Source organism: Enterobacter sp. BNK-14, from assembly GCF_047456095.1.
Lineage (GTDB): Bacteria > Pseudomonadota > Gammaproteobacteria > Enterobacterales > Enterobacteriaceae > Enterobacter > Enterobacter kobei.
The window spans coordinates 313470-339936 of record NZ_CP179897.1 but is presented as its reverse complement, the minus strand read 5'-3'; the positions used below and the strand labels follow the sequence as shown (position 1 = coordinate 339936).

At 59.0% G+C, this 26467-nt stretch carries 7 protein-coding genes and 2 pseudogenes; 4 read left to right on the top strand and 5 right to left on the bottom strand.

Annotation, left to right across the window (positions count from 1 at the left end):
• Positions 1 to 2: 2 nt before the first annotated feature.
• From ACMGGM_RS01600 to ACMGGM_RS01590, 3 genes and pseudogenes are all read right to left on the bottom strand, one after another.
• Positions 3 to 17585: pseudogene (locus ACMGGM_RS01600) on the bottom strand (Ig-like domain-containing protein); the annotation flags it as partial.
• Positions 17586 to 17663: 78 nt separating this feature from the next.
• Positions 17664 to 18008 (bottom strand): annotated as a pseudogene (locus ACMGGM_RS01595) (BapA/Bap/LapF family prefix-like domain-containing protein); the annotation flags it as partial.
• A 121-nt stretch (positions 18009 to 18129) separates the two neighbouring features.
• Complete coding sequence (locus ACMGGM_RS01590) at positions 18130 to 19467, bottom strand: TolC family outer membrane protein (protein WP_045134063.1); 1338 nt, start codon at positions 19465 to 19467, stop codon at positions 18130 to 18132.
• Between the two features lie 738 nt (positions 19468 to 20205).
• On the opposite strand from ACMGGM_RS01590, the gene ACMGGM_RS01585 reads away from it, so the two are divergent.
• Together ACMGGM_RS01585 and ACMGGM_RS01580 are read left to right on the top strand one after the other, a co-directional pair.
• Positions 20206 to 20949 carry a DeoR/GlpR family DNA-binding transcription regulator gene (locus tag ACMGGM_RS01585; RefSeq protein ID WP_045135161.1) on the top strand — a complete coding sequence of 248 codons (744 nt, stop codon included), beginning with the start codon at positions 20206 to 20208 and terminating at the stop codon, positions 20947 to 20949.
• A gap of 13 nt (positions 20950 to 20962) precedes the next feature.
• On the top strand, positions 20963 to 22030 hold the full coding sequence (locus tag ACMGGM_RS01580; RefSeq protein WP_414149087.1) for an oxidoreductase: 1068 nt from the start codon (positions 20963 to 20965) through the stop codon (positions 22028 to 22030).
• Between the two features lie 90 nt (positions 22031 to 22120).
• Here ACMGGM_RS01580 and cybB read toward each other — a convergent pair whose 3' ends face one another.
• The gene (cybB, locus tag ACMGGM_RS01575) at positions 22121 to 22651 is read right to left on the bottom strand and encodes a cytochrome b561 (protein ID WP_045135159.1); all 531 of its coding nucleotides are present in this window, start codon (positions 22649 to 22651) and stop codon (positions 22121 to 22123) included.
• Between the two features lie 189 nt (positions 22652 to 22840).
• Here cybB and gap point away from each other — a divergent pair, with 189 nt between their 5' ends.
• The gene (gene gap, locus ACMGGM_RS01570) at positions 22841 to 23842 is read left to right on the top strand and encodes a type I glyceraldehyde-3-phosphate dehydrogenase (RefSeq protein WP_023330368.1); all 1002 of its coding nucleotides are present in this window, start codon (positions 22841 to 22843) and stop codon (positions 23840 to 23842) included.
• A gap of 54 nt (positions 23843 to 23896) precedes the next feature.
• Here the strand turns inward: gap and ACMGGM_RS01565 are convergent, their stop codons facing one another.
• Positions 23897 to 24691, bottom strand: a complete 795-nt coding sequence (locus ACMGGM_RS01565; RefSeq protein WP_045135158.1) for a YdcF family protein — start codon at positions 24689 to 24691, stop codon at positions 23897 to 23899.
• A gap of 327 nt (positions 24692 to 25018) precedes the next feature.
• Between ACMGGM_RS01565 and ACMGGM_RS01560 the strand changes: the two genes are divergently transcribed.
• Positions 25019 to 26338 (top strand): MFS transporter, encoded by a 1320-nt coding sequence (locus ACMGGM_RS01560; protein ID WP_045135157.1) that lies wholly within the window; start codon positions 25019 to 25021, stop codon positions 26336 to 26338.
• The last annotated feature ends 129 nt before the right edge of the window (positions 26339 to 26467 follow it).

Below are 26467 nucleotides of genomic sequence, written 5' to 3'. Positions count from 1 at the left end.
TTTTACGCAATTAACAGTTGATGATTAGCCAGCAGCGTCGCCAGATCCGTCTGCACGCCGTTCAGCGTCACCAGAGTGGTTGGCGAGAACTGGCCGCCGGTACCGTCCAGGTCAACCTGGATCTCGGTATTGCTGCCGTTTTGCACCACGCGGATGTAATCGGTGATATTGCCCGCGCTACTGTCCAGCGTCGCCACGCCGTTCACATAGCTCGCTGAGCCCGTGCCGGTATAGCCGCTGTCTGAGAGCAGATCGCGCAGGTCAATACGGTCCGTGTCCGCCGTCCCTTCCCAGGTGCCGACGGTAAAGCCGTTCACCACATCGTGACCGTTACCGCCCGTGGCATCCGACGCGTTGATCAGCTTGTAGAGCAACGTATCGTGACCGCCGCTGCCGATGTTGAAGGTGTCATTCCCGCCGCGGCCTTCGAACCGGTTATCAGCGCTGTTGCCGGTGATAACATCGTCGAAGTCCGAACCGTTAATGCCTTCAATATTCAACAGCCGTGTGGTACCAAAGCCAGTGTCCTGTGCGGTTGAAAGGCGCAGGTCAACGGTCACGCCGGAGGTCGCATTGCGGTAATCCACCACGTCCATCCCACCGGTGTTGCTCCAGGTGTCGTAGTCGGAATGGGTATTCCAGCCGCCGGAGCCGTTGTAGGTATAGGTGCCATCTTCTGCAATGAAGGTGTCGTTATACCCGGTCCCGGTGATTGTCCCGCTGTGGCCGCCGGTCGCCGCTTCGGCCGTCAGGACGTAGCCCTCTTTGCCGTTGCCCGCGTCCAGACCGCTCCAGGTGACGTTATCCGACACACCGTTGGTGATCTTCACAATCTCTGCCGAGTAGGTTTCATTCGGATCCAGACCGTAGAAGCTCACCAGCGCAGAGGTATCGTTCGACCCGATACCGGACTGGGCGTTGATGATCTGCGAGGCCACCAGCACGCCTGCGGCGTTATACAGGTTGACCGTGTTGCCGTAGTAAGCGTTGATACCCTCGCTATCGACAATGTGCAGATGCATCGCGGTGCCGTCCGCAATGGTTTTGCTGTTCTGAACCAGCACCACCTTGCCGTTCTGCTGAGACACCAGCAGATCCTTCGCGCCGTCCCAGTTGTAGTCCACCGCGGCCACGCCGGTAGCGTAGGCGATACCGGATGCCAGCTGGCTGGAGGTCCAGGTGGAACCGTACCCGTTGTTGGTGAACAGGGTCGCCGTTTGTGACGCGCCGTAGGTGCTGAGCTTGATGATGTCCATCTGCCCGTCGCCGTTCCAGTCCACCGCCACCGACAGATACCCCGCCGACGCGTTAGAGGCTTCCACCGCGCTCTTGGTGGTTGAGAGCTTCCCGGTGCCGTCGTTGTAGTAGATCACCCCGCCGTTGTTGTTGTAGCTGCTGCCCAGGTACAGATCCATGTAGCCATCGCCGTTGAAGTCTGCCCACGTCATGGACGCCGCCGTGGTGGTGTTCGCGGCGTTGACCACAAACACGTTGGTCAGGTTCTGGCCGATAGAGAGCGTGCCGTTGCCGTTGTTGTTGATTACGGTTAACGAGTACGCGCCGCTGCGGTTGGTGTGCTGAACAATATCCACCGTGCCGTCGTTGTTCAGGTCAACGCCGGAGATTTCACGCATGGTGGTGAATTGTCCCCAGAAACCTGCGCCGCCGTTGGTGCCGTCCGGCGACAGTACCCCGTTGTTGTTGATCAGGTACGTAATGGAGTCTGCACCCGCATCGCCGTAGGCCAGATCCAGATAACCATCACCGGTTTTGTCGTACGCAATCACGCCGCCGTACCAGATGGTAGTGCCCATTCCCAGCTGGCTGGCGTTATAGGTGCTACCATCGTAGGTCCACATCACCTGCGTGGATCCCGCGTAGGTGTTCTCCGTGGCGAAAATGTCCTGCGTGCCGTTACGGTCAAAGTCAGCGGCGGTCTGGCTCACCACGTAGTAATTACGGGTGTTGGTCAGCGTATTTCCGGCATAGGTCGAGCTATCGCTGCTGGAGTAAGACTGGCCGTTCGCAATGATATTCCACAGACCGCTGCTGTTCATGCCAAGGGTCATGGTGGAGTTGTTGCTGTTCCCCGCCGTGGTTGCCCAGTCGGTATTCACCGTGGTGGTGTCAATCACCAGACTGCCGGTGGTCGTCCCGGTGGTATTGCCGTTACCCGCGCTGCTCTTCACCTGCGCCGTCACGCTGTAGCTCGCGACGTTCAGTGCATCGCTGTCCGGGATCTGCAGATACCAGGTGTTGTGATCCGGATCGACCACCACCGCACCGCCCGTCTGGGAGGTGTAGGTTTTCCCGTTCACCGTCACCACCAGATACTCACCGTTCACCAGATCGGCGGAGACGGTCCCGCTGACGATCGGCGTGGTATCTGACGTGGTCTGCGCGGTAATCGCCGCCGTGGTGGTCGGTATGCTGGTATCCACGCTCAGCACAAAGCCGTCCGATTCCGTATAGTTACCGGCCTTGTCGGTGACACGCACAATGTAGGTGTGATTGCCATCGCTCAGGCCGTTATCCTGGAAGGACCAGCTTGCGCTGCCGTTCATGGTCACCTGGCCGAGCAAGACGCCATCGCGGTAAAGCTGGACGATCTCGCCGTCGTCCGGGGCGCGGTTGAGCGTCCCGTTGATCACCGGTGAGTTATCGTCAGTGGCGACCGAGCTGCCAAAGGTGCCCGTACGTTCCCCTTCAACGTCGGTATAGCTCACGACCGTTCCCACCGTGTCTGGCGGCGTGGTATCCACTGTCACCACCTGCGACGCGGTAGAGCCCACGTTACCCGCCTGGTCGATGATCCGCACCTGGTAGGTGTAATCGCCGTCCGCCAGATCGCGGGTATCGGTGTAGCTCCAGCGCTGGTTGGTGACCGTGGCGTCAGACCAGGTATTCCCGCCGTCGAGGCTTATCTGCACGCGCTCGTCGTTTGCCAGCGCGTTGCCCAGCGAGCCGTTAATGGTCAGCGTGGTGTCCATAGTGATGAAATCACTCCCGGACTGACCGGTATCTTCGCTGATGCTGTCGATGGTGATGCCATACTGCGGCGCCTGAGTATCCACCGTCACCGCCTGCGAGGTGGTTGCCCCGACGTTACCCGCCTGGTCAATCACCCGCACCTGGTAGTTATGGCTACCGTCGGTCAGGGTACGCGTATCACTGTAGCTCCACTGGGTCCCGCTCACGGTGGCATACACCCAGGTGGTGCCGCCATCCATGCTCACCTGAACGAACTCACCCGCCCCCAGCTCTGCGCCAAGCGTGCCGTGCAACGTGTACGAGGTCGAACTGGTCAGGAAGTCATTGTTGTCAAACCCGGTGTCGACGGTAATGTTATCCACGGTCACCGTAATCGCCGCATCCGGGGCGACCGTATCAACGGTCACCTGCTGATGAGCGCTGGCCCCCACGTTGCCCGCCGCATCCACCACGCGAACGTAGTAGTCATAGGTCTGGTTCCCGAGCGTGCGGCTGTCGACGTAGTACCAGCTGTTGCCGGTCACAATCACGTTCTGCCAGGTGACGCCGCCGTCGATGCTGATCTGGGCGTACTCGCCGTCAGCCAGCGTCGCGCCGAGCGAGCCGTGCAGCGTCAGGGACGTATCGTTGGTGATAAAGTCGCTGCTGCTCAGGCCGGTATCGTCGCTGATGCGGTCGATGGCGATGGTTTTGCTGGCGTCCGGCGCGACGGTATCAATGGTCACTACCTGGCTGGTGGTGGCGCTGATATTCCCCGCGTCGTCAATTACGCGCAGCTGGTAGTTGTAATCTCCGTCGGCCAGCGTGCGGCCATCGACATACGTCCAGCTCAGCCCGCTGACGCTGACGTCGGTCCAGGTCAGACCGCCGTCGAGGCTGATCTGCGCGTGGTCACCGCTGCCCAGCGCCGCGCCGAGCGTCCCTTTCAGGCTGATCTGGTTGTCGCTGGTGATGAAGTCACTGTCGGACAGGCCGGTATCCTGGGAAACGGAATCCACGGTAATGGTCGTTGCCGCCGGTTTCGTCAGATCAATGACCACGTCCTGGCTGTCCGTTGACCCCACGTTGCCCGCGTTATCAATCACCCGCACCTGATACTGATAGGTCCCGTCGGTCAGGGTGCGGCCGTCCGTATAACGCCATGTGGTGCCGGTCACGGTCAGGTCAATCCAGGTTGCCCCACCGTCGAGGCTGATCTGCGCCTTCTCGTTATTGCCGAGCTGCGCGGTCAGCGAGCCGTTGACAACGACCTGAGCGTCGTTGGTGATGAAATCACTCGCGCTCAGGCCAGTGTCGTTTTGCAGAGAATCAATGCTGATGCCCATCGACGGCGCGGTGAGATCCACGGTGACGCTGTGGTTATCGCTGCCGCTGTTGCCGATGGTGTTGCTGACCTGCGCGTTAATGACGTACGAACCGCCGTCCGCCAGCGCGGTCACGTCTGCGCTTCCGACCGTATAGCGCCAGGTGCCGTCATTCTGAACGGTCGCCGTGTAGGTTTTACCGTTCAGCGTGATGGTCACCGTCTGGCCCGCAGGCGCGTCGGTGGTGCCGCTGATGACCAGCGGCGTGCCGTGTTCGGCGGCGCTGACAATGTCATCTTCCGCAAAGGTGTTGATGGTGATAGCTGGGACGTCACCGTTCAGCGTTACGTCGTGCGTTGCGCTGCCAGGGTTACCCGCTTTATCACTCACCGTGGCGGTAATCGCGTACTGCCCGTCACTCAGGCCGAGGAAGTCACGGCCCGGCACGAAGACCGACCACGATCCGTCTGCCCCGACGGTGGCCTGATAGCTGTGCCCATTGAAGGAGACGGTCACCGTCTGGCCCTGTTCCGCCGTGGTGGTACCGCTGATGGTCTGGCCCGCCAGCTGCTCGGCATTGTTAACGATGTCGTCATCGGCCACGGTGCTGATGGTCACGGTCGGCGCGACGGTATCCACCGTTAAGGTGTGCGTCGTCTGACCGCTGTTCCCGGCTTTGTCGTTGACCGAGGCGGTCAACGTCAGCGCCCCCTGGCTCAGCGCGGCCAGATCCGCCGCGGGTACGTCCAGCGTCCAGGTGCCGTCGTTGGCCACGGTAGCGGTATAGGTTTTGCCGCCCAGCGTCACGGTAACGGTCTGGCCGGCCTCGGCGCTGGAGGCACCGTGAACCGTCAGCGGCTGCTGCGCTTCTGCCGCGTTCAGCACATCGTCACCCGACAGCGTCGCAATGCTTACCACCGGCGCGGTGGTATCTACGCTGATATCGTGCGTTGCCGAGGCGCTGTTACCCGCGCTGTCCTGCGCCGAAACAGACACCTGATAGCGTGCGCCATCGGCCAGTGCGCCTACGTCGGCGGCCGGGACGGTAGTCGTCCAGGTGCCGTCGCTCTGAATCGTGGCGGTGTAGGTCTTGCCGTTCAGGGTCACGGTCACCTGCGTACCGCTGGCAAACTGGGCGCTGGAGCCATTAATCACCAGCGCGTTACCCGCTTCTGCCGCGTTGATAACGTCATCGCCGCTGAGGGTATTTACCGTCAACGCCACGGAGGCGGTGTTGACCACCACGTCGTGCGTCTGGGTGCTGCTGTTGCCCGCGCTGTCGGTAATGGTTGCGCTCAGCGTCACTGTGCCGTCGCTCAGCGCGGAAATCACGCTGGCCGGCACGCCCACGCTCCAGTTGCCGCTGGCGTCAACGGTGGTGGTGTACTGGTTCGAACCCAGCGTAATGACCACTTTATCCCCGACGTTCGCGCCGGTTGCCGTGCCGCTGACGATCTGCGCCTGTCCGTGTTCCACGCTGTTGATCACGTCATCGCCCGCCACAACGTTAACGCTGACGGTCGGTGGCGTGGTATCAAGCGTAATCGCTTTACCCGCGCTGCCCGGGTTACCCGCCGCGTCGCTCACGCTGACCTGCACGGTATAGCCGTTATCCGCCAGTGCGGAGAGATCGGTGCCCGGCACGTTGACGCTCCAGATACCGCCCTGCTGCACCTGCACGGTGTAGCTCTTACCGCCCAACGTCACGGTAACCGTCTGCCCGGCTTCCGCGGTGGTGGTACCGGAGATAGCCACGCCTGCGGACGCTTCGCTGGCGTTGATCACGTTATCGCCCGCGACCGTATCAATGGTGACGGCTGGCGCGGTGGCATCCACGCTGTACTCGCGACCCGCAGAGGCGCTGTTGCCGTTCACGTTAGTCACGCTCACCTGCACGCTGGCATCGCCGTCTTTGAGGCCCGCCAGATCTGCGGAAGGCACGGTAGCCGTCCAGTTGCCGTCGGCATCCACTTTCGCGGTGTACGTCTTCCCGGCGAAGGTGATGGTAACGGTCTGGTTTTCCTCAACGTTCGACGTGCTGCCTGAAAGCACCAGATCCACACCTTTCTCCGCCGCGTTAATCACGTCGTCGGTAGCAATCGCATCAATGCTGATGGCGACCGCGGCCAGATCCACGTTCACATCGTGGCTGATGGAGACCGGGTTACCCGCGGTGCTTTGGCCTGCCACGGTAATGGTGACCGTGCCTGCTGCCAGCGCACCCACGTCTGCCGCCGGGATTGCCGCGCTCCAGGTACCGTCTGCCAGCACGGAGGCGGCGTACGTTTTGCCGTTGACGGTCACGGTAAGCGTGGTTCCCACCGCCAGCCCGTCGCTGGAACCGGTGACGATCAGGTTCTGACCGTGTTCGATGCTGTTGATCACGTCGTCACCCGCGACGGTATCAACGCGCAGGCCCGGCAGGTTAGCGTCTATAACGATTTCGCGCTCGCCCGCCCCGGTATTGCCATGACCGTTGGTCACGGTCGCTGACACCGTCAAATCGCCGTTGCCCAGCGCCGTCAGAACAGACTCCGGCACGTTCACGGACCAGGTCAGATCGTTCTGCACCGTCGCGGTGTAGCTGTTGCCGCCAAGGGTCACGGTAACGATATTGCCCGCCTCCGCGTTCGTCACGCTGCCGCTGATGGTCTGGCCTGAAGCCACTTCCGCCGCGTTAATAATGTTATCGCCCGCCACGGTGTTGATAGTGACCGTTGGCAGCGCGGTATCCACCAGCAGGTTCGCGGTGTTGCTGACGCTGTTGCCCACGCCGTTGGTCGCCGTCGCGCTCAGGGTGTAATTGGCCTGACCGAGACCCGCCAGATCTGCCGCCGGAACGGTCAGGCTCCAGCTGCCGTCCGCCGCCGTGGTGGCGGTGTACTGCTTGCCGTTCAGGGTCACGGTGACCACGGTACCTTCTGCCAGGTTGGCGCTGGTGCCGCCGACGCTCAGGTCCTGGCCTTTCTCCACCGCGTTCAGCACGTTGTCGCCGCTGAGGGTGTTGAAGCCGACCGACGGCAGGCCGGTATCGACGGCCACGTTATGGCTGCCGGTGCCGGTATTGCCTGCGGCATCGGTGACTGACGCCGTGACGGTTACGGTGCCGTCGCTGAGGCCGGAAATCACGCTCGCCGGTACGCCCACGCTCCAGTTGCCCGCCGCGTCCAGCACGGTGATGTACGTCTGGCCGCCGAGGGTAACGGTGACCTTATCGCCCGCTGCCGCCCCGGTGGCGGAACCGCTGATAATCTGCGCCTGAGCGTGCTCCGCGATGTTAATCACGTCGTCGCCCGCCACGGTGTTGATGGTGACCGCTGGCACGGTGATATCTACCGTCAGGTTATGGTCAACGGAAGCAGGGTTACCCGCTTTGTCGCTCACGGACGCGGTCACGGTCACGCTGCCGTCGCCGAGCGCCGCAACATCCGCCGCCGGAACGTTCAGCGTCCAGCTGCCGTCCGCGCTGACGGTTGCGGTGTAGTCTTTACCGTTCAGGCTAACGGTCACCGTCTGGCCCGCCTCGGCGGTGCTGGTGCCGGACACGGTCAGATCGCTCCTCGCTTCGGCCGCATTGAGAATGTCGTCACCCGCGATCGTGTTGATGGTCACGGACGGCGCGGTGGCGTCCACGCTGTACTCGCGGCCCGCCGAGGCGCTGTTGCCGTTAACGTTAGTGACGCTCACCTGCACGCTGGCGTCGCCGTCCTTAAGGTGTGCCAGATCCGCGGACGGTACGGTATACGTCCAGTTGCCGCTGTCATCAACGGTAGTGGTGTAGATCTTGCCGTTCAGGCTCAGGGTCACGGTCTGCCCGGCTTCCACGTTGGTGGTCGCACCGGACAGCACCAGATCTGCCCCTTTCTCCGCCGCATTGATCACGTCGTCGGTGGCGATGGCGTTGATGCTGATGGCAACGGTCGACAGATCCACCGTCACGTCGTGGCTGATGCTAATCGTGTTACCCGCCGCGCTGTCGCCGGTGACGCTGATTTTCACGCTGCCTTCCGGCCACGCGCTCACGTCGGCAGACGGGATCGCCGCGCTCCAGGTGCCGTCCGCCAGCACCGTAGCCGCATAATCTTTGCCGTTAACGGTGACGGTCAGCGCCGTGCCCGCCGCCAGTCCGTCGCTGGATCCGGTGACGATCAGGTTTTGCGCATGTTCGATGCTGTTGACCACGTCGTCGCCCGCGACGGTATCGACGCGCAGGCCCGGCAGGTTAGCGTCTATAACGATTTCGCGTTCGCCGGAACCGGTGTTGCCGTGGCCGTTGGTCACGGTCGCCGTCACGCTCAGGCTGCCGTTGCCCAGCGCGGTCAGCACGTCAGACGGTACGTTTACGGACCAGCTCAGATCGTTCTGTACCGTCGCGGTGTAGGTATTGCCGCCAAGGGTGATGGTCACGGTGTTACCCGCTTCGGCATTCGCCACGGTACCGCTCAGGGTTTGCCCGGCCGCCACTTCCGCCGCGTTAATAACGTTATCGCCCGCCACGGTGTTGATGGTGACGGTCGGCAGCGCAGTATCCACCAGCAGGTTCGCGGTGTTGCTGACGCTGTTGCCCACGCCGTTGGTCGCCGTCGCGCTCAGGGTGTAGTTGGCCTGACCGAGACCCGCCAGATCTGCCGCCGGAACCGTCAGGCTCCAGCTGCCGTCCGCCGCCGTGGTGGCGGTGTACTGCTTGCCGTTCAGGGTCACGGTGACCACGGTGCCTTCTGCCAGGTTGGCGCTGGTGCCGCTGACGCTCAGGTCCTGGCCTTTCTCCACCGCGTTCAGCACGTTGTCGCCGCTGAGGGTGTTGAAGCCGACCGACGGCAGGCCGGTATCGACGGTCACGTTATGGCTGCCGGTGCCGGTATTGCCTGCGGCATCGGTGACTGACGCCGTGACGGTTACGGTGCCGTCGCTAAGGCCGGAAATCACGCTCGCCGGTACGCCCACGCTCCAGTTGCCCGCCGCGTCCAGCACCGTGGTGTACGTCTGGCCGCCGAGGGTGACGGTGACCTTATCGCCCGCTGCCGCCCCGGTGGCGGAACCGCTGATAATCTGCGCCTGAGCGTGCTCCGCGATGTTAATCACGTCGTCGCCCGCCACGGTGTTGATGGTGACCGCTGGCACGGTGATATCTACCGTCAGGTTATGGTCAACGGAAGCAGGGTTACCCGCTTTGTCGCTCACGCTCGCGGTCACGGTCACGCTGCCGTCGCCAAGCGCCGCAACATCCGCCGCCGGAACGTTCAGCGTCCAGTTGCCGTCCGCGCTGACGGTTGCGGTGTAGTCTTTACCGTTCAGGCTTACGGTCACCGTCTGGCCCGCCTCGGCGGTGCTGGTGCCGGACACGATCAGGTCACTCTTCGCTTCGGCCGCATTGAGAATGTCGTCACCCGCGATCGTGTTGATGGTCACGGACGGCGCAGTGGCGTCCACGCTGTACTCGCGGCCCGCCGACGCGCTGTTGCCGTTCACGTTAGTGACGCTCACCTGTACGCTGGCGTCGCCGTCTTTCAGACCTGCCAGATCGCCCGCTGGCACCGTGGCGGTCCATTTACCCTCAGCATCCACCGTGGCGGTATAATTCTTGCCGCCAAAGGTAATGGTGACGGTCTGGTTTGCTTCCACGTTCGAGGTGGTGCCGGAGAGCACCAGATCCGCGCCCTTCTCGGCCGCGTTAATCACATCGTCTGAAGCGATGGCATCAATGCTGATGGCAACGGTCGCCAGGTCCACCGTCACATCGTGATCAATGGAAACCGGATTACCCGCACCGTTCTGGCCTGCCACGGTAACGGTCACCGTGCCTGCCGCCAGGGCACCCACGTCCGCCGCCGGGATCGCCGCACTCCAGGTGCCGTCAGCCAGGACGGTCGCCGGGTAGGTTTTATTGTTCACGGTGACGGTCAGCGCCGTGCCCGCCGTCAGCCCGTCGCTTGTACCCGTAATAATCAGGTTTTGATTATGTTCGATGCTGTTGATCACATCGTCGCCCGCGACGGTATCGACGCGCAGCCCAGGCAGGTTAGCGTCGATAGTGATATCGCGCTCAGCGGAGCCGCTGTTACCCACGCCGTTGGTTACGCTGGCAGATACGGTCAACTCGCCGTTGCCCAGCGCTGTCAGTTCGGCTTGCGTCACGTTAACGGACCAGGTGAGATCGCTCTGGACCGTCGCGGTATACGTTTTGCCTCCGAGAGTCACGGTAACCGTGTTGCCTGCTTCGGCATTGACTACCGAGCCGCTGATGCTCTGGCCTGCCGCCAGTTCAGCCGCGTTAATGACGTCATCGCCCGCCACGGTGTTGATAATGACACCCGGCAGAACGGACTCGACATTCACGGTATGAGAGGTACCGGTGCTGTTGCCAACGCCGTCCGTTGCTGACGCGGTAACGGTGTAAAGCGCTTCACCCAGTTGACCAACCTGATCCGCCGGAACCGTGGTCGTCCATTTACCGTTAGCGTCCACCGTTGCGCCGTACGCTTTGCCGTTGAGCATCACGGTCACCGCCGCGCCTGCCGCCAGGCCGGAAGCCGTACCGGAGATCGTCAGATCCTGGGTTTTCTCTGAACTGTTGATCACATCGTCACCGGAAACGGTGTCAATGGTCAGCACCGGCGCGCTCAGGTTTACCTCCACGCTGTGTGTGGTGCTGTTACTGTTGCCCGCTTTATCGGTCAGCGCCGCGGTGATGGTGTAATCTCCCGCGGTCAACGCGGTCACATCCGCCGCCGGTACGCCCACGCTCCAGTTGCCGGAGGCATCCAGAGTGGCTGTGTATGATTTATTGTTGATCGTCACGGTGACCACATCACCCGCCGCCGCGCCGGACACAGAACCGGTGACAATCAGCGCCTGCGCATGTTCGGCGCTGTTGATCACATCGTCGTCGGATACGGTGTGGATGGTCAGCTGTGGAACGGTGGTATCAACCAGCACGTCGCGATCGGCGGAGGCCGGGTTGCCCGCTTTATCCGCGACGGCGGCGCTGACGGTGTAGTTACCGTCAGCAATCGCGCCCAGATCCGCAGACGGCACGGTTACGCTCCAGCTGCCGTTTGCCGCTACGGTGGTGGTGTAGTCTTTACCGTTCAGCGTGACCGTCACCGTCTGGCCCGCTTCGGCGTTGGTCACGCCATTAATGACCAGATCCTGCTGCGCTTCGGCCGCATTGATGATGTTGTTGTCGCTGATGATGTCAATCGAGACCGTCGGCGCCGTCGCGTCCACGCTGTACTCACGGCCAGCTGACGCGCTGTTGCCGTTCACGTTGGTCACGCTCACCTGTACGCTGGCGTCGCCGTCTTTCAGGCTGCCCAAATCGGCAGACGGTACGGTGGTCGTCCAGTTGCCGCTGGCATCGACAGTCGCGGTGTACGACTTGCCGCCGAAGGTGATGGTGACGGTCTGGTTAGCTTCCACATTGGTGGTGGAACCGGACAGGACCAGGTCCGCGCCTTTTTCCGTCGCGTTAATCACGTCGTCGGTGGCAATCGGGTTAATGCTGATGGCGACTGCGGCCAAATCTACCTTCACGTCGTGGCTGATGGTGACCGGCGTGCCCGCCGTGCTCTGGCCGTTAACCGTTACGGTGACCGTGCCTGCGCCCAGCGCGCTAACGTCTGCCGCCGGGATCGCCGCCGCCCAGGTGCCGTCTGCCAGCACGGTTGCCGCGTAGGTTTTTCCGTTGACGGTTACCGTGAGTGCCGAACCGGCTGCCAGGCCATCGCTTGACCCGGTGATAATCAGATTTTGCGCATGTTCGATGCTGTTAATCACATCGTCGCCCGCGACGGTATCGACGCGCAGACCGGGCAGGCTGGCATCGATGGTGATGTCGCGCTCGCCGGTGCCGGTATTGCCATGGCCGTTGGTGACGCTGGCGGACACCGTCAGATCGCCGTTACCGATGGCGGTTAAGACCGTGGACGGTACGTTGACCGACCAGCTCAGGTCGTCCTGTACCGTGGCGGTGTAGATGTTGCCACCGATGGAAATAGTGACAGTGTCACCGCTAACTGCCCCGCTCACTTTCCCGCTCAGGGTCTGGCCTGCGGCGACCTCTGCCGCATTAATCACATCATCCGTGGCGACAGGATTAATGGTCACCACCGGGAGCGCGCTGTCGACCACAACGCTGTGGCTGGTACTCGCGCTGTTACCTGCCGCGTCGGTCACGTTTGCCGTCACGGCGTAGCTCGCTTCGCCCAGCGCCGAGACGTTTGCCGCCGGTACGGTGACGCTCCAGTTGCCGCTGGTGTCCGTGATGGCGGTGTAACTGATGCCGTTCAGGGTCACCGTAATGGTGGTGCCGTCCGGCTGGTTACTGCTGCCGGAAACCAGCAGATCCTGGCCTTTTTCGGCCGCGTTGATCACGTCGTCAACCGCCAGGGTATTGATGGCAATCACCGGCGCGGTCAGGGAGACCTCAACGTCATGCGTTGCGGTGGTGCTGTTACCCGCTTTATCGGTGAGTGTCGCCGCGATCGTCTGGTTGCCGTTCACCAGCGTGCCCACGTCCGTTGCCGGAACGCCCACGCTCCAGCTCCCGGACGCATCCAGCATTGCGGTGTAGTCTTTCCCGTTCAGGGTCACCGTGATGACATCGCCCGCCTGCGCGCCCGTCACCTTACCGGAGACGATCAGCGCCTGACCGTGCTCAGCAATGTTCACGATGTCATCGCCCGCGACGATGTTGAAGCTAATCTGTGGCACGGTGGTATCCACCAGAACGGAGGCATCCGCGCTTGTCGGGTTACCGGCTTTATCGGAAACCGATGCCGTGACCGTGGCGTTACCGTCGCTGATGCCTGCCAGATCCGCCGCCGGCACGTTGAGTGTCCAGCTGCCGTCCGCCTGCACCTGCGCGGTGTACTGCTTGCCGTTGAACGAGACCGTCACCGTCTGGCCGGCTTCGGCCGTGGTGGAGCCGCTCAGGGTCAAATCCTGCCCCGCCTCAGCCGCGTTGAGCATATTGTCATTGCTGATGGTGTTGATGCTGACCGTTGGCGCAGTGGTATCGACGCTGAATTCCTGCGCGGACGATGCCGCGTTGCCGTTCGCGTTGGTGACGTTAACCTGCACGCTGGCGTCGCCGTCTTTCAGGCCGCTCAGATCGGCTGCCGGTACGGTATACGTCCAGTCGCCGTTGGCGTCCACGGTCGTGGTCCAGGTTTTACCCGCAAAGGTAATGGTCACGGTCTGACCCGCTTCCACATTGGAGGTGGTGCCGGAAAGCAGCAGATCCTGACCTTTTTCCGCCGCGTTCAGCACATTATCGTCGGTCACGTTGCTGATAGTGATGGCGACAGGCGCGAGATCGACATCCACAACGGTGCCAATATTCACCGGGTTGCCGGAGGTATCCTGTGCGCTTGCCTTGATATCGAGCGAACCGTCCGCCCACTGCGACACATCCGCGGCCGGGATCGCCGCCTTCCAGGTGCCGTCCGCCAGCACGGTGGCGAAATAGTTGCTGCCGTTAATGGTTACCGTGACGGTGCTGCCCGCGACCAGATCGGTGCTGGAGCCGGACACAATCAGGTTTTGACCGTGTTCGATGATGTTAATCACGTCATCGCCCGCCACGGTGTCAATACGCAGTCCAGGAAGCTGGGCGTCGATGGTGAAGTCCAGAGAGGATGAGCCGGTATTACCGTGGGCGTTGGTGACGCTGGCTGACAGCGTCAAATCGCCATTGCCGAGCGCGGTTAACTGGCCCTCGCTTAACGGCAGGCTCCAGGTGAGATCGTCCTGCACGGTGGCCGTGTATGTCTGGCCGCCAAGGATAATCGTGACAGTGTCACCTGGCGCCGCGTGAGTCACTTTACCGGTCAGGGTTTGCCCTGCCGCAACCTCCGCTGCGTTAACGATATTATCGCCCGCCAGGGTATTGATCGTCACAACCGGCAGCGAACTGTCCACCAGCACATCGTGACTTGCAGAGGCGCTGTTGCCCACGCTGTCGGTCACGTTCGCCGTCACGGTGTAATGCGCTTCGCCCAGCGCACCTACCGCCGTCGCCGGTACGGTGACGCTCCAGTTACCGCTGGCATCGGCAATAGCCGTGTAGTCGATGCCGTTCAGGGTGACGGTGATACGGGTTCCTTCCGGCTGGTTGCTGGTACCGGAGAGTTGCAGATCCTGACCTTTCTCGGTCGCATTGATCACGTCATCTGCTGCCAGGGTATTAATACCGATGACCGGCGTCACGGTATTCACCACCACATCCAGCGAACTGCTTCCGGTATTACCGGACCTGTCGGTCACGGAGACGTCGATGGTCCAGGTACCGTCGGCCAGCCCCTGCACCACGGACGCTGGCAGACCGAGGCTCCAGTTGCCCGCCGCATCCACCACGGTGGTGTAATCCACATTGTTGATGGTGATGGTCACCCGGTCGCCCGCTGCCGCGCCGGTCACGGAGCCGCTCAGGATCTGCGCCTGAGAATGGGCAAGCTGATTAATGGTGTTGGTGGCGGTGACAAAGTCGTTGATGGTCACCTGCGGCACGGTTGCGTCTACCAGACCGACGCGATCGGCGCTGCTGGTGTTACCCGCCACGTCGCTCACGCTGGCCGTCACGGTCACGATACCGTCGGCCAGAGCGCCAACGTCAGCCGCCGGAACGCTCAACTGCCAGGTACCGTCCGTCTGGACCGTGGTCTGGTACGTTTTGCCGTTCAGCGTTACGGTGACCGTCTGGCCCGATTCTGCCGTGCTGCTGCCGCTTAAAACTAAATCCTGCTGCGCTTCGGCCGCATTAATGATGTTATCCGCGGTCAGGTTATCGAGGGTAATCGCTGGCGGCAGGGTATCCACCGTGACCACGCGCGACGCGTCGGCACTGTTACCGTTGATGTTGGTGACGCTGACGCTCACCTGTGCGCGACCGTCGATCAACGTGTCCATCGCGCTGGCCGGTACGGTCAGGCTCCAGGAGCCATCCTGCTGCACCTGGGCGGTGAAGGTCTGGTCGGCAAATTTCACCACCACGGTCTGCCCCGCTTCCACGCCCTGCGTCTGGCCGGACAGGGTTAAATCGCTGCCTTTTTCTGTCGCGTTGAGCATGTCATCGCTGGAGACGGTATCAATGGTGACCGCCACGGCGTTGAGGTCGAGTTCAATCGGGTGTTCTGCCGAAACGGTGTTGTTCCAGGCATCTTTCGCGCTGACGTTGACCGTCACCTCGCCCGCCGTCCAGGCCTGGAGATCCGCCGCCGGAACGCCAATCTGCCAGTTGCCGCTGGCGTTAACCGCGGTGACGTACTCGACGTTATTGATGGTAACGACAATCTGTGTGCCCGCAGCCAGATGGGTGCTGGCACCGGTGACGGTCAGATCGTGCTGCTGTTCGATGGCGTTGATCACGTCATCGCCGGAAATGGTGTTCACGCGCAGACCCGGCAACTGAGCGTTAATGTTGATATCACGCTCGCCGGTGCCGGTATTACCGTGCCCGTTGGTTACCGATGCGGTGAAGGCTAAATCACCATCGCCGAACGCCTGAAGATCCGCCGACGGAATGGTGACGCTCCAGGTGAGATCGCTGCCTACCGTGGCGCTGTAGCTCTTACCGCCCACGGTAACAGACACCGTATCGCCCGCCGCCGCGCCGGTAACGCGACCGCTGAGGGTTTGATCCACGCCCGCTTCGGCGTTATTGACCAGGTTGTCGCCTGCAAAGGTGTTGATAATGACCTGCGGCAGCACGGTATCCACCAGCAGATTCGCTTCGGCAGAACCGCTGTTGCCCACGCTGTCGGTGCCGCTAACGGTAACGGTGTAAAGCGTGTTCGCCAGATTCAACACGTCGGAAACCGGCACCTGGATGGACCAGATACCGTTTTCGACGGTGGCCGGATAATTCACGTTATTCAGCGTGACGGTGATGGCGCTGCCGTCAGGCAGATTGCTGGTGCCGGACAGGCTCAGCGGCTGCATCGCCTCCTGGGCATTCAGCACGTTATCCTGGCTGATGGCGTCAATCGTGAATTCCGGCGGGTTGCCGCTCAGCGTGATGCCGTGCGTGGCGCTGCTGGTGTTGCCTGCCGCATTGGTCACGGACACCGAAAGGGTGTGGTGGCCTTCTCCCAGCGCACCCACAACGGACGCCGGGACGCCTACGCTCCAGCTGCCGTCTGCCAGCACCACGCCGGTGAAGGTCTTACCGCCCACGGTCACGGTCACCACATCGCCTGCGGCGGCACCGCTCGCCTGGCCGGAGATAATCTGTGCCTGGCCCTGCTCGCTGGTATTGAGAATATCATCGCCCGCCACGGTGTGAATGGTAATGACCGGCGCCGCAGTATGAACCGAGAAATCTGCCGTCGCTGATGTACCGTTACCCGCTTTGTCACTGACGTTCACCGTCAGGGTGTGGTTGCCCTCACTGAGAGCCTGCACCTCGCTGGCGGCAAGCGTGACGGACCAGGTGCCATCGTTGCCCACCGTGGCGTTATAGTTTTTGCCATTCAGCGTTACCGTCACAATTTGTCCGGCTTCCGCGTTGGTTTTACCGGTCAGCGTCAGCGGCTGGTTGTGCTCGGCGGCATTGATGATATTGTCCTGCGCGAGCGTATCGACAGAGAGCGTTGGCGCAGCAGTATCCACGCCAATCGTCTGGCTTCCGCTCACGGTATTCCCCGCCGCGTCTTTGCCGCTGACGTTGACCGTCCAGGTGCCATCGCCCAGTGCCTGCGCGTCTGCCGCTGGCACTTTTACGCTCCACGCGCCGTTGGCCCCCACTTCCGCCGTGTAGGTTTTACCGTTCAGCGTCACGGAAACGTCGGTTCCCTTCGCCAGATGCTGGCTGCTGCCGGACAGCGTAAAACCGGCAGACTGCTCGCTGGCGTTTATCACGTTGTCACCCGCCGTTGTCGCCAGCGTAATGGAGGCCTCGGCCGTGGAGACGGTTACCGTGATGCTGCCTGCAGAGGTGGTTTTGCTGCCGTCGATCTGCACGACCGACCACGTATGCTCTCCGTCAGACTGGGTCGGGAGTTTCACCGTCCAGGTGCCGTCTTTACCCACCATCGCGCTGGCAATGGTGCTTCCGCTGCTGTCTTTGATCTGAATGGTCGCGCCCGGTTGGCCGCTACCGCTAAAGGTCGGGGTGTTATCGTCCGTGATCGCGTTCGCGCTCAGCACACCCTGCTTGTCACCCACCTTGTCCGACAGCAAAAAGGTCGGCGTGGCACTTTCCACTTCTTTGGTATTATCAATGACTTTCGTTTTCGTTTCGCCGTCACCACCGTTGGCCAGCAGCGCCCCGATGGCGCCACCGCCTAAGGCAGCACCCGCAATCCAGCCCCACGGCGCATCGCTCAGGACACTTTCCTGCTCAAGGAAAGGTTCAATGCTGCTAATGGGTGTGGCCTGGGCGGTTAACTCAGTGACAGCAGCGCCAGACGCTTCCCCGGCATCGGCAAAAGAAATATGCGTCAGTTCCTGATGATCGTTGAATACCAGCTCTGACTGATGATGGGTTTCAGGATCTTCGACAAAATAGTTATTACAGCGAATAACGCTGCCATCTTTCATATAAATGAGAAGGTCTTTACCCTGGCGGACATAACGCACCACATCCTGAGCTGAGCCCTGGATTTCAATCACACTCGGCGATGAAATGGATACCGAGAGATTTCCGTCTCCGGTTAATTTCGTTTTTTCTGCCGTTTTGCGAATGATGACATCAACAACCTTTACGTTACTCATATTCTTCTCCTTGCAGGTGTGCGGATTCCTGTGGATATGTCCACCAGATGGATGTAGCTATCCCTGGGAAAAAACACCCATTATTTTCAGTCTTATTTTGCGCAGCTATGCGCGTCTTTTTTTAACTCAAATCGGGTAATTTTGCGGCAGCGTTTTTCTCTATTCCAATAAGCGACATTAAATTATCAACCGCGGAAGCATAATTAATTGCCGAACTCCACCCATCATACTCAGCGATTATTTTTGCCGACGTGGCCTGCCAGACATCCTGCTCAACGCTAAGCAAATCATTAATGCTCCGCTTGCTCAGGGTGTATTCATTTTTATAAACATCACGGGCACGCAGTGCATTTTCCAGCTGCAGCTTACCGGCTTCCATTCTTCCCCGTGCACCGGTCCAGTCAGCCTGCGCAACGGAGGCTTTTTGCAGAACATCGAAGCGCGCCTGATCAACCATAGAAGAGGCCATAGCCCGTGCGCCTTCTGCCTGACGCACACGTGCGGAGACCGCGCCGCCCTGATAAAGCGGTGCATCAATATTGAGCTGGATCTGGTCGTCCCAGTAAGAACGGTTGTCCGACTCATAACGGGTACGCCCCCCCTTCAGGCTTAAGGTCGGCCAGTGCTGGGACTTCGCCGTTTCCACGCCGTACTGGGCCGAACGCTCCCGGTTCTGCGCCGCTAACACCGTGGGTATCAAGGAGTAATCAATGCGGTTAAGCGAATCAGGCTCAACGGCGAGGTTCGCAGGCACAGGCGAATAAGCGTCAGCCTGCATCCCGGTTAAGACCGCAAGCCTTGCGCGGGCGCTGTTTAAGGCGGCGTTATACTGCGCGACCGTTGCCTGCATGCCAGCAATACGCGTGCGTGTCTGCAGTTCATCGGAAGTGGAGCTCACCCCTGCATCCGCACGCAGTTTTGCCAGTTGCTCAACATTTTTAAGCGCCTGAACGTTGTCCTGTGCCGCCTGGAGCAGATCGGAATAGCGTTTAACTTCCACGTAGCTGAGTGCCGTTTTCTCCGCCACATCAGAGAGCGTACTCATCAGCTGGTAGCGGTAACTATCGCGCTGGGCGGAAGACTGGCTGATGCTGTTATTGGTTTTCCCGAAATCGTACAGCAGCTGGGTCAGGCTAATCCCCCAGGCCGCAGAATTCTTCAGCGATCCGCTGGAATCGGTGGTCTGGCTATGACCCGTGCTCCCGTTCAACGCGATTTGTGGCATCCAGCCGCTACGCGCTTCATCTATTTGCGCCTGACCAATACCTAATTGCGCGGCCTGCTGACTAATTGAGGGATCGCGATCGATAGCAAAAAGAATACTTTCTTTTAAGGTCGTCTTTGCCACTGCGGCAATCCCTGCCTGGTGACTATTGGCATAAGCCGTATTTATGGCGAATGAAATTAATGCCAGTGCTGTTGTAAATCGGCGTAACATAGGCTTTCGCAATATCGTCATTTTTATCTCCCTGACTCTGAGCCAAACTCAGGCAATTACCCAAAAAGAGGTATAGATAATTAGACAAATATCTTCTTTAGCGTCCTCACTGAATTTCAGGTAAAACTCCCCCATACCCATTTCCATTGGAAGTGAGAAAGTCCGTCGTCTTATTTTAATTAAGAATTTACTTATTTCTTAAACTGATTTGCAGCATAACAAAATGTGGTATAGGCCACTACACCCACAATGTTAATGTGGTGTTACAAATAAGAAAAAAGATGGGGTTTCTGGACAAAACCATAAAAAGGGCATTTCAAATGAAACATATAAACCCTCTGTTATTTAAGGAAAATTCCTAATCTGCTCTCTGTACATTTTTGCGTTAATTTCGAAGAGCGTCAGACACAAAGATTTTCAAAGAAGTGTCAATTTAAGTCATTACCGACCTCGCACCAAAATAAAAATCCATTAAAAAACTAAAGTAAGAGATTAATAGCTACTATAAATCTTATTTACAGAGTTTTATTCTATACAATGGTATTATAATGGTTACATAACCCAAATCATTAAATAAAACATAACAATAACACTGTGGTTAACATTCAAAACGGCTTAATGATATCTGCTTAATACAAATGTAATAATCACCTACCGGAATGACTGCACCTCCCGACCGCTTACCCCATTCCCCTGCTTCCCTCTGCGCAAAAATGCTGTATTATGCGAATTATTGCGACATTTTGCAGGAGTGCAGCCATGCACAAGACCGCACGTCAACGTTATGTCCTTGATATTTTGAGCGATCAAGGTCAGGCCAGCATTACTGAGCTGGCAGAAAAGCTGCAGGTTTCAGCAGATACCATCCGTCGGGATCTCACCGACCTGGAAAATCAGGGGCTGGCCCAGAAGAACCACGGTGGCGCTATCGCCCTTAATCTTTCCGCCATGAATCGTCAGGGCCGCAACACGCTGCTGCCTGAAACCAAGCAACGCCTGGGGAAACAGGTCGCGCAGGCGGTTCCAGCCGGTTCCACCCTCTTTCTGGATGCCGGCAGCACGGTGATGGCCGTCGCGACCTTTCTTCAGGGGCCTCACACCGTGATCACCACTTCGCTGGACATCGCCCAGCATTTTAGCGACCGGGAAGACATTGATCTGATCCTGCTCGGCGGGAAATGGGACCCGAAACAGCGCCTGTTTGCCGGAAGCGCCACGTTGTTGTTGCTCTCCCGCTATCGGGCAGATATCGCCATTCTTGGGGCGTGCGCCATTCATGCCGAACTCGGTCTGAGTGCCGGTAAAGAGGCCGATGCTGAGGTGAAACGTGCGATGCTCGCCGCAAGCCATGAACACTGGATCGTGGCCGACCATCTGAAAGTTAACCGCTGTGAACCGTATCTGGTTTCGGGGTTATCCGACATTCATCAACTCTTTTTAGATCGTCCCTGGCCTGAGCTTGGGGACCCTGGCGCATTACAGGTCACCGTATGCGCGCAATAACGTGGAGAAGGTCATGAGTAAAGTTCAAACAATCAACATTGCGCTGATCGGGTATGGATTTGTGGGTAAAACCTTCCATGCTCCGCTGATCCAGTCCGTGGACGGGCTTAGGCTGGCGGTGGTCTCTTCCCGTGATGAAGAGAAGGTAAAACGCGATCTTCCGGATGTGCTTGTGGTCGCGACACCGGAAGAGGCTATTCAGCATCCTGATATCGACGTGGTGGTGATTGCCTCGCCTAACGCCACTCACGCCCCGCTGGCTACGCTGGCCCTGAACGCCGGGAAACATGTCGTCGTGGATAAGCCTTTTACCCTCGACATGAAGGAAGCCCGCGACCTGATCGCGCTGGCGGATGAAAAACAGCTCCTGCTCTCTGTTTTTCATAACCGCCGCTGGGACAGCGATTTCCTCGGCATTAAACAGATTATTGCGCAAGGCACGCTCGGCAAGGTCAAGCACCTGGAGTCGCATATTGATCGCTTCCGTCCGGAAGTCCGCGTGCGCTGGCGCGAGCAGAACGTTCCCGGGAGCGGTCTGTGGTTTGACCTGGGGCCGCACCTGATCGACCAGACGCTACAGCTGTTTGGCCTGCCTGAGTGGGTTCAGGGGAATATCGCGACGCTGCGCGAGGGTGCGGAGATCGACGACTGGGCGCACGTGGTTTTAAATTACCCGGCGCACAAGGTTATTCTGCACGCCAGCATGCTGGTCGCTGGCGGGACGGCGCGCTTTACCGTTCACGGGGATAAAGGCAGCGTGGTGAAGGCCAGAATCGATCAGCAGGAAGCACAACTGCTTGCGGGTGTGATCCCCGGCAGCGAAATCTGGGGAGAAGACAGCGACAGCATGGTGTTCTTCGGGGCAGACGGTGCTACGCAGACCCTTGCCACACCGAAAGGCGACCAGCGCCAGTATTACATCCACGTGCGTGATGCGCTGCGCGGGGAAATCCCCCATCCCGTTCACCCTGTCGAGGCGTTAGCGGTCATGGCTGTGCTGGAAGCGGCGGTGAAATCATCAGAGACCGGGACAACGCAGACGCTGGCGTTAACGGCTGAAGAGCGTGCTCTGCTGCGTTAAAAAACAAGCCGGGTGGCGCTGCGCTTACCCGGCCTACGAGTTTGAGCCGTTTGTAGGCCCGTGCAAGCGAAGCGCCGCCGGGCGAAAAGACTACTGACGCTTTTTCGGCATCATGCGCAGCAGCGTATTGTCTTTCCAGAAATAGTGATGCATTAGCGCCGCCGCCGCGTGCAGACCAATCAAGAAATAGCCGAGATTGGCGAGCGTCTCGTGCCACTCCTTCAGCATATCCACCCGATCAAAATTCCCTTCCGCCGCATGCGGCATCAGCAGGCCAAAGGCAAACCAGTCGTTTCCGCGGTTATACATCATCACAATGCCAATCAGCGGCAGCGCAATAAACAGCAGATAGACGATGAGATGCCCAAGGTGCGACATACCGGTGATCATCGCTTTGGGTTTCGGCTGAATAGGCGGTGCGGGATATTTAAGGCGGATGAGCAATCTCGCCACCATCAGCACCAGCACCGAGATCCCGCAGGAGACGTGGATCATGTTTATCACCGGGCGATCGGTACGCGGGAAAAAGCCTCTAAACTCCATCGCGCAGTAGGCGACGACAACTAACAAAAACACCAGCCAGTGAATCGCAATCTGCAGGCTTGAATATTTAGTACGCATGGGATTTCCTGAAAAAAAACAGTCACTGCGCCAACATAATCTCCTTTCCTTAAAAATTCATTAACTTTTCTGTATGACTTTTCAGTCACTTCCCTGCGGATGAAGTATCTTCAATTGCCGCCCTGTCCGTGATGGTCTAAGCCTGGATGAGTTCAAACTGTCTTATCGACATGTTCACAGGAGAACACAATGAGTAAAATTGGCATTAACGGATTCGGACGCATTGGACGCCTTGTTCTGCGCCGCCTTCTTGAAACTCAGGACAGTAATACTGTCGTCGCCATCAACGACCTCACCTCCCCGAAAGTGCTGGCTTACCTGCTCAGACATGATTCCAACTACGGTGGCTTCCCGTGGAGCGTAGATTTCACTGAAGATGCGCTGATCGTCGACGGTAAGACCATTGCGGTATACGCGGAGAAAGAGGCAAAGCATATTCCATGGAAAACGGCGGGGGTGGATATTGTCGTGGAGTGCACCGGCTTCTACACCTCTGAAGAGAAATCCCGGGCACATCTGGACGCAGGTGCGAAAAAAGTGCTGATTTCGGCACCTGCAGGTGACATGAAAACCATCGTCTATAGCGTGAATGACGACACGATTAACGCCAGTGACACCATTATTTCCGTCGCATCCTGCACCACCAACTGCCTGGCCCCGCTGGCAAAAGCCCTGCACGATGCGTTTGAAATAAAAGTGGGCACCATGACCACCATCCATGCCTATACCGGCACCCAGGCGCTGGTGGATGGACCGCGCGGGAAAGATCTACGCGCCTCGCGGGCAGCAGCTGAGAACATTATTCCGCACACGACCGGTGCGGCAAAAGCCATCGGCCTGGTGATCCCTGCGCTCAGCGGCAAGCTGAAAGGCCACGCGCAGCGCGTGCCGGTAAAAACCGGCTCCGTCACCGAGCTGGTCGCCATTCTTGGCAAGAAAGTTACCGTTGAGGAGATCAACGCTGCGCTGAAAAAGGCGACACAGGGGAATAAATCGTTCGGGTATACCGATGATGAAATTGTGTCGTCAGACGTGATTGGTTCGCACTACGGTTCGGTATTCGACGCCACACAGACGGAGGTGTCGGAAGCGGGAGACCTGCAACTGGTGAAGGCCGTCGCGTGGTATGACAACGAGTATGGTTTCGTGACGCAGCTGGTGCGTACGCTGGATAAATTCGCCGCGCTGTGAAATTCCCCCTCACCCTGACCCTCTCCCCAAAGGGGCGAGGGGATTGCCCCGTGCTCAGATGATTTTACGCGCCACCTTCAGGACCGGATCCTGCTGAAGCTGTTTCCAGGCTTCGGTGACAGCCTCAGGGAATTCGACATGCGCGATAAAATCCCGCCCGGCCGGGCCATAGCCGTTCTCATCGTCATACAGACGCGGCAGTTCCCCCATCACCAGCGAAAGGTAACGCTTAACGGCCCACAGCCCTGCGTTACCCTCGCTAAATACCACGCCGTTTTTGCCGTTTTGCAGTATTGGCGTCATTCCCGGGTGGCTAATCCACTGCGGAGAAACGGGCTCATCGCGGCAAACGCGGGCGAATGTCGCCATCGTACGGCGCTGCATCGTCGGATCCTGAACCACCAGCATTCGTCCGCTTGTTCGCTGGTGCTGTTTCAGCATGTTCCAGCTAAATCGGGCGTTTTCTCCGCAGTTAGTGGAGCGATCTTCAACCCACAGGCGCGACTCGGGGATCTGCCAGAACTCCCGCGCAATGTCGGCAAGAATGCTCGCTTCCGCCCGCCCGGACACCGGCAGTGGGTGATAACGGGGGTGGTGACGGATCGCATCATACAAAAACGTTGTCGAGTGGCCGATACCGCCGCTAATCAGCAGCGGAACCTGCTTTTCTTCGGCAATTCGGCAGGCTGCTTCAATGGTCGTGATCACCGCGTTTCCTGCCAGAATCACCCCATCAACATCCGGGGTTTGAGACGTGCCGCGGAGATCGTCCTGCGCCAGCCATTCACCGACAGTATTGATGGCCGTAAGCGTAGCGTCCGGCAGGACGGGGAAATGGGGCTGAACCATGGTGAACTCCTCGCGTTGTTGAATCACCGAATTTATCATTTTTCTGAAATAACCAGAAACATCCAAAAATCATCGGGTTGCACCTGCCTATTATGCTTTTGATTTTCAGCCCTACAAAACATTGTATTGTACAGGCGTCATGAAAAAGCACCCAACGCTGCTTATTTCACCGTGATCTGACCAGTTTTATCCCCCCTGCGCTTGCTAAATACAACATCCAACCCTAAGTTGCTTAACAATTTGACAACCTTTTGCATCATCACAGGTTGCACCTGAAGCGCGCCAGGTGACACCTCTTACATCATCAACGTGGCGAGGTTTCAGGTCATGACAGAACATGAAAGTACGACGACGGTATTACGAAAAAATAAGAAGGTATTAATCGCCAGCCTTACCGGGAGCGCCATTGAATGGTTTGACTATTTTCTCTACGGTACGGCGGCCGCGCTGGTCTTTAATAAGATCTTCTTCCCGATGGTCGATCCGGTGATCGGACTCATTCTCTCTTATCTCTCCTTCTCCTTAACCTTTTTTATTCGCCCCATTGGCGGGGTACTTTTTGCCCATATCGGTGACCGTATCGGACGTAAAAAGACCCTTGTCCTGACCCTCTCGTTGATGGGCGGTGCAACCGTCATGATTGGCCTGCTGCCGACGTATGAGATGATTGGCATGTGGGCTCCCGCGCTGCTGATCCTGATGCGTATCATTCAGGGGATGGGGATCGGCGGTGAATGGGGCGGCGCGCTGTTGCTGGCCTATGAATACGCGCCAGAAAAACGCAAAGGGTTCTTCGGCAGCATTCCGCAGGCGGGCGTGACCATCGGCATGCTGATGGCGACCTTTATTGTTTCGCTGATGACCCTGTTCAGTGAAGAGGATTTTCTCTCCTGGGGCTGGCGGATCCCGTTCCTGCTGAGCTCGGTACTGGTATTGCTCGGCCTGTGGATCCGAAAAGATATTGATGAAACGCCTGATTTTCAAAAGGTGAAAGCGTCTGGTCAGGTAGCGAAAGCCCCACTCCGCGATACGCTGAAGCATCACTGGCGCGAAGTGCTGATTGCCGCCGGGCTGAAGGTCGTGGAAACCGCCCCATTCTATATTTTCTCAACCTTCGTGGTGAGCTATGCCACCACCACGCTCACCTATCAGAAATCACAGGCGCTGGAAGCCGTGACGCTGGGAGCCCTGGTCGCCACGATCATGATCCCATTAATGGGGTTGCTCTCGGATAAAATTGGCCGGCAACGCATGTATGCCACGAGCGTCTTCATACTCGGTTTGTTTATCGTGCCATGGTTTATGCTGCTCAATACGGGCACGACGTGGGGCATTGTGCTCGCGACGGTCATCGCCTTTGGCGTGTTGTGGGCTCCGGTAACGGCGGTACTCGGCACACTCTGCTCTGAGATCTTCAGCGCAAACGTACGCTACACCGGTATTACGCTCGGTTATCAGTTAGGTGCCGCGCTGGCAGGCGGGACCGCCCCGCTGATTGCCACTGGACTGCTGGCAAAATACGACGGCGATTGGGTGCCCGTGGCCTGGTATCTGGCCGTGACGGTTGCTATCTCACTGATTGCCATTTTCTGCGCCAGCCGCGTGAAACGAACGCCCGCGGTCCAGGCACAACCTGACCAGATCTGAACGTTCGGCGGCCCTTCCCGGGCCGCTCTTTTTGTTCAAGCGCCCTCTCAACATTTGATTAACATGCGTAAATCATATTCACTTGAATTATCATTTGCGGCAGACGTAGAATCGCCAGTCGACATATTT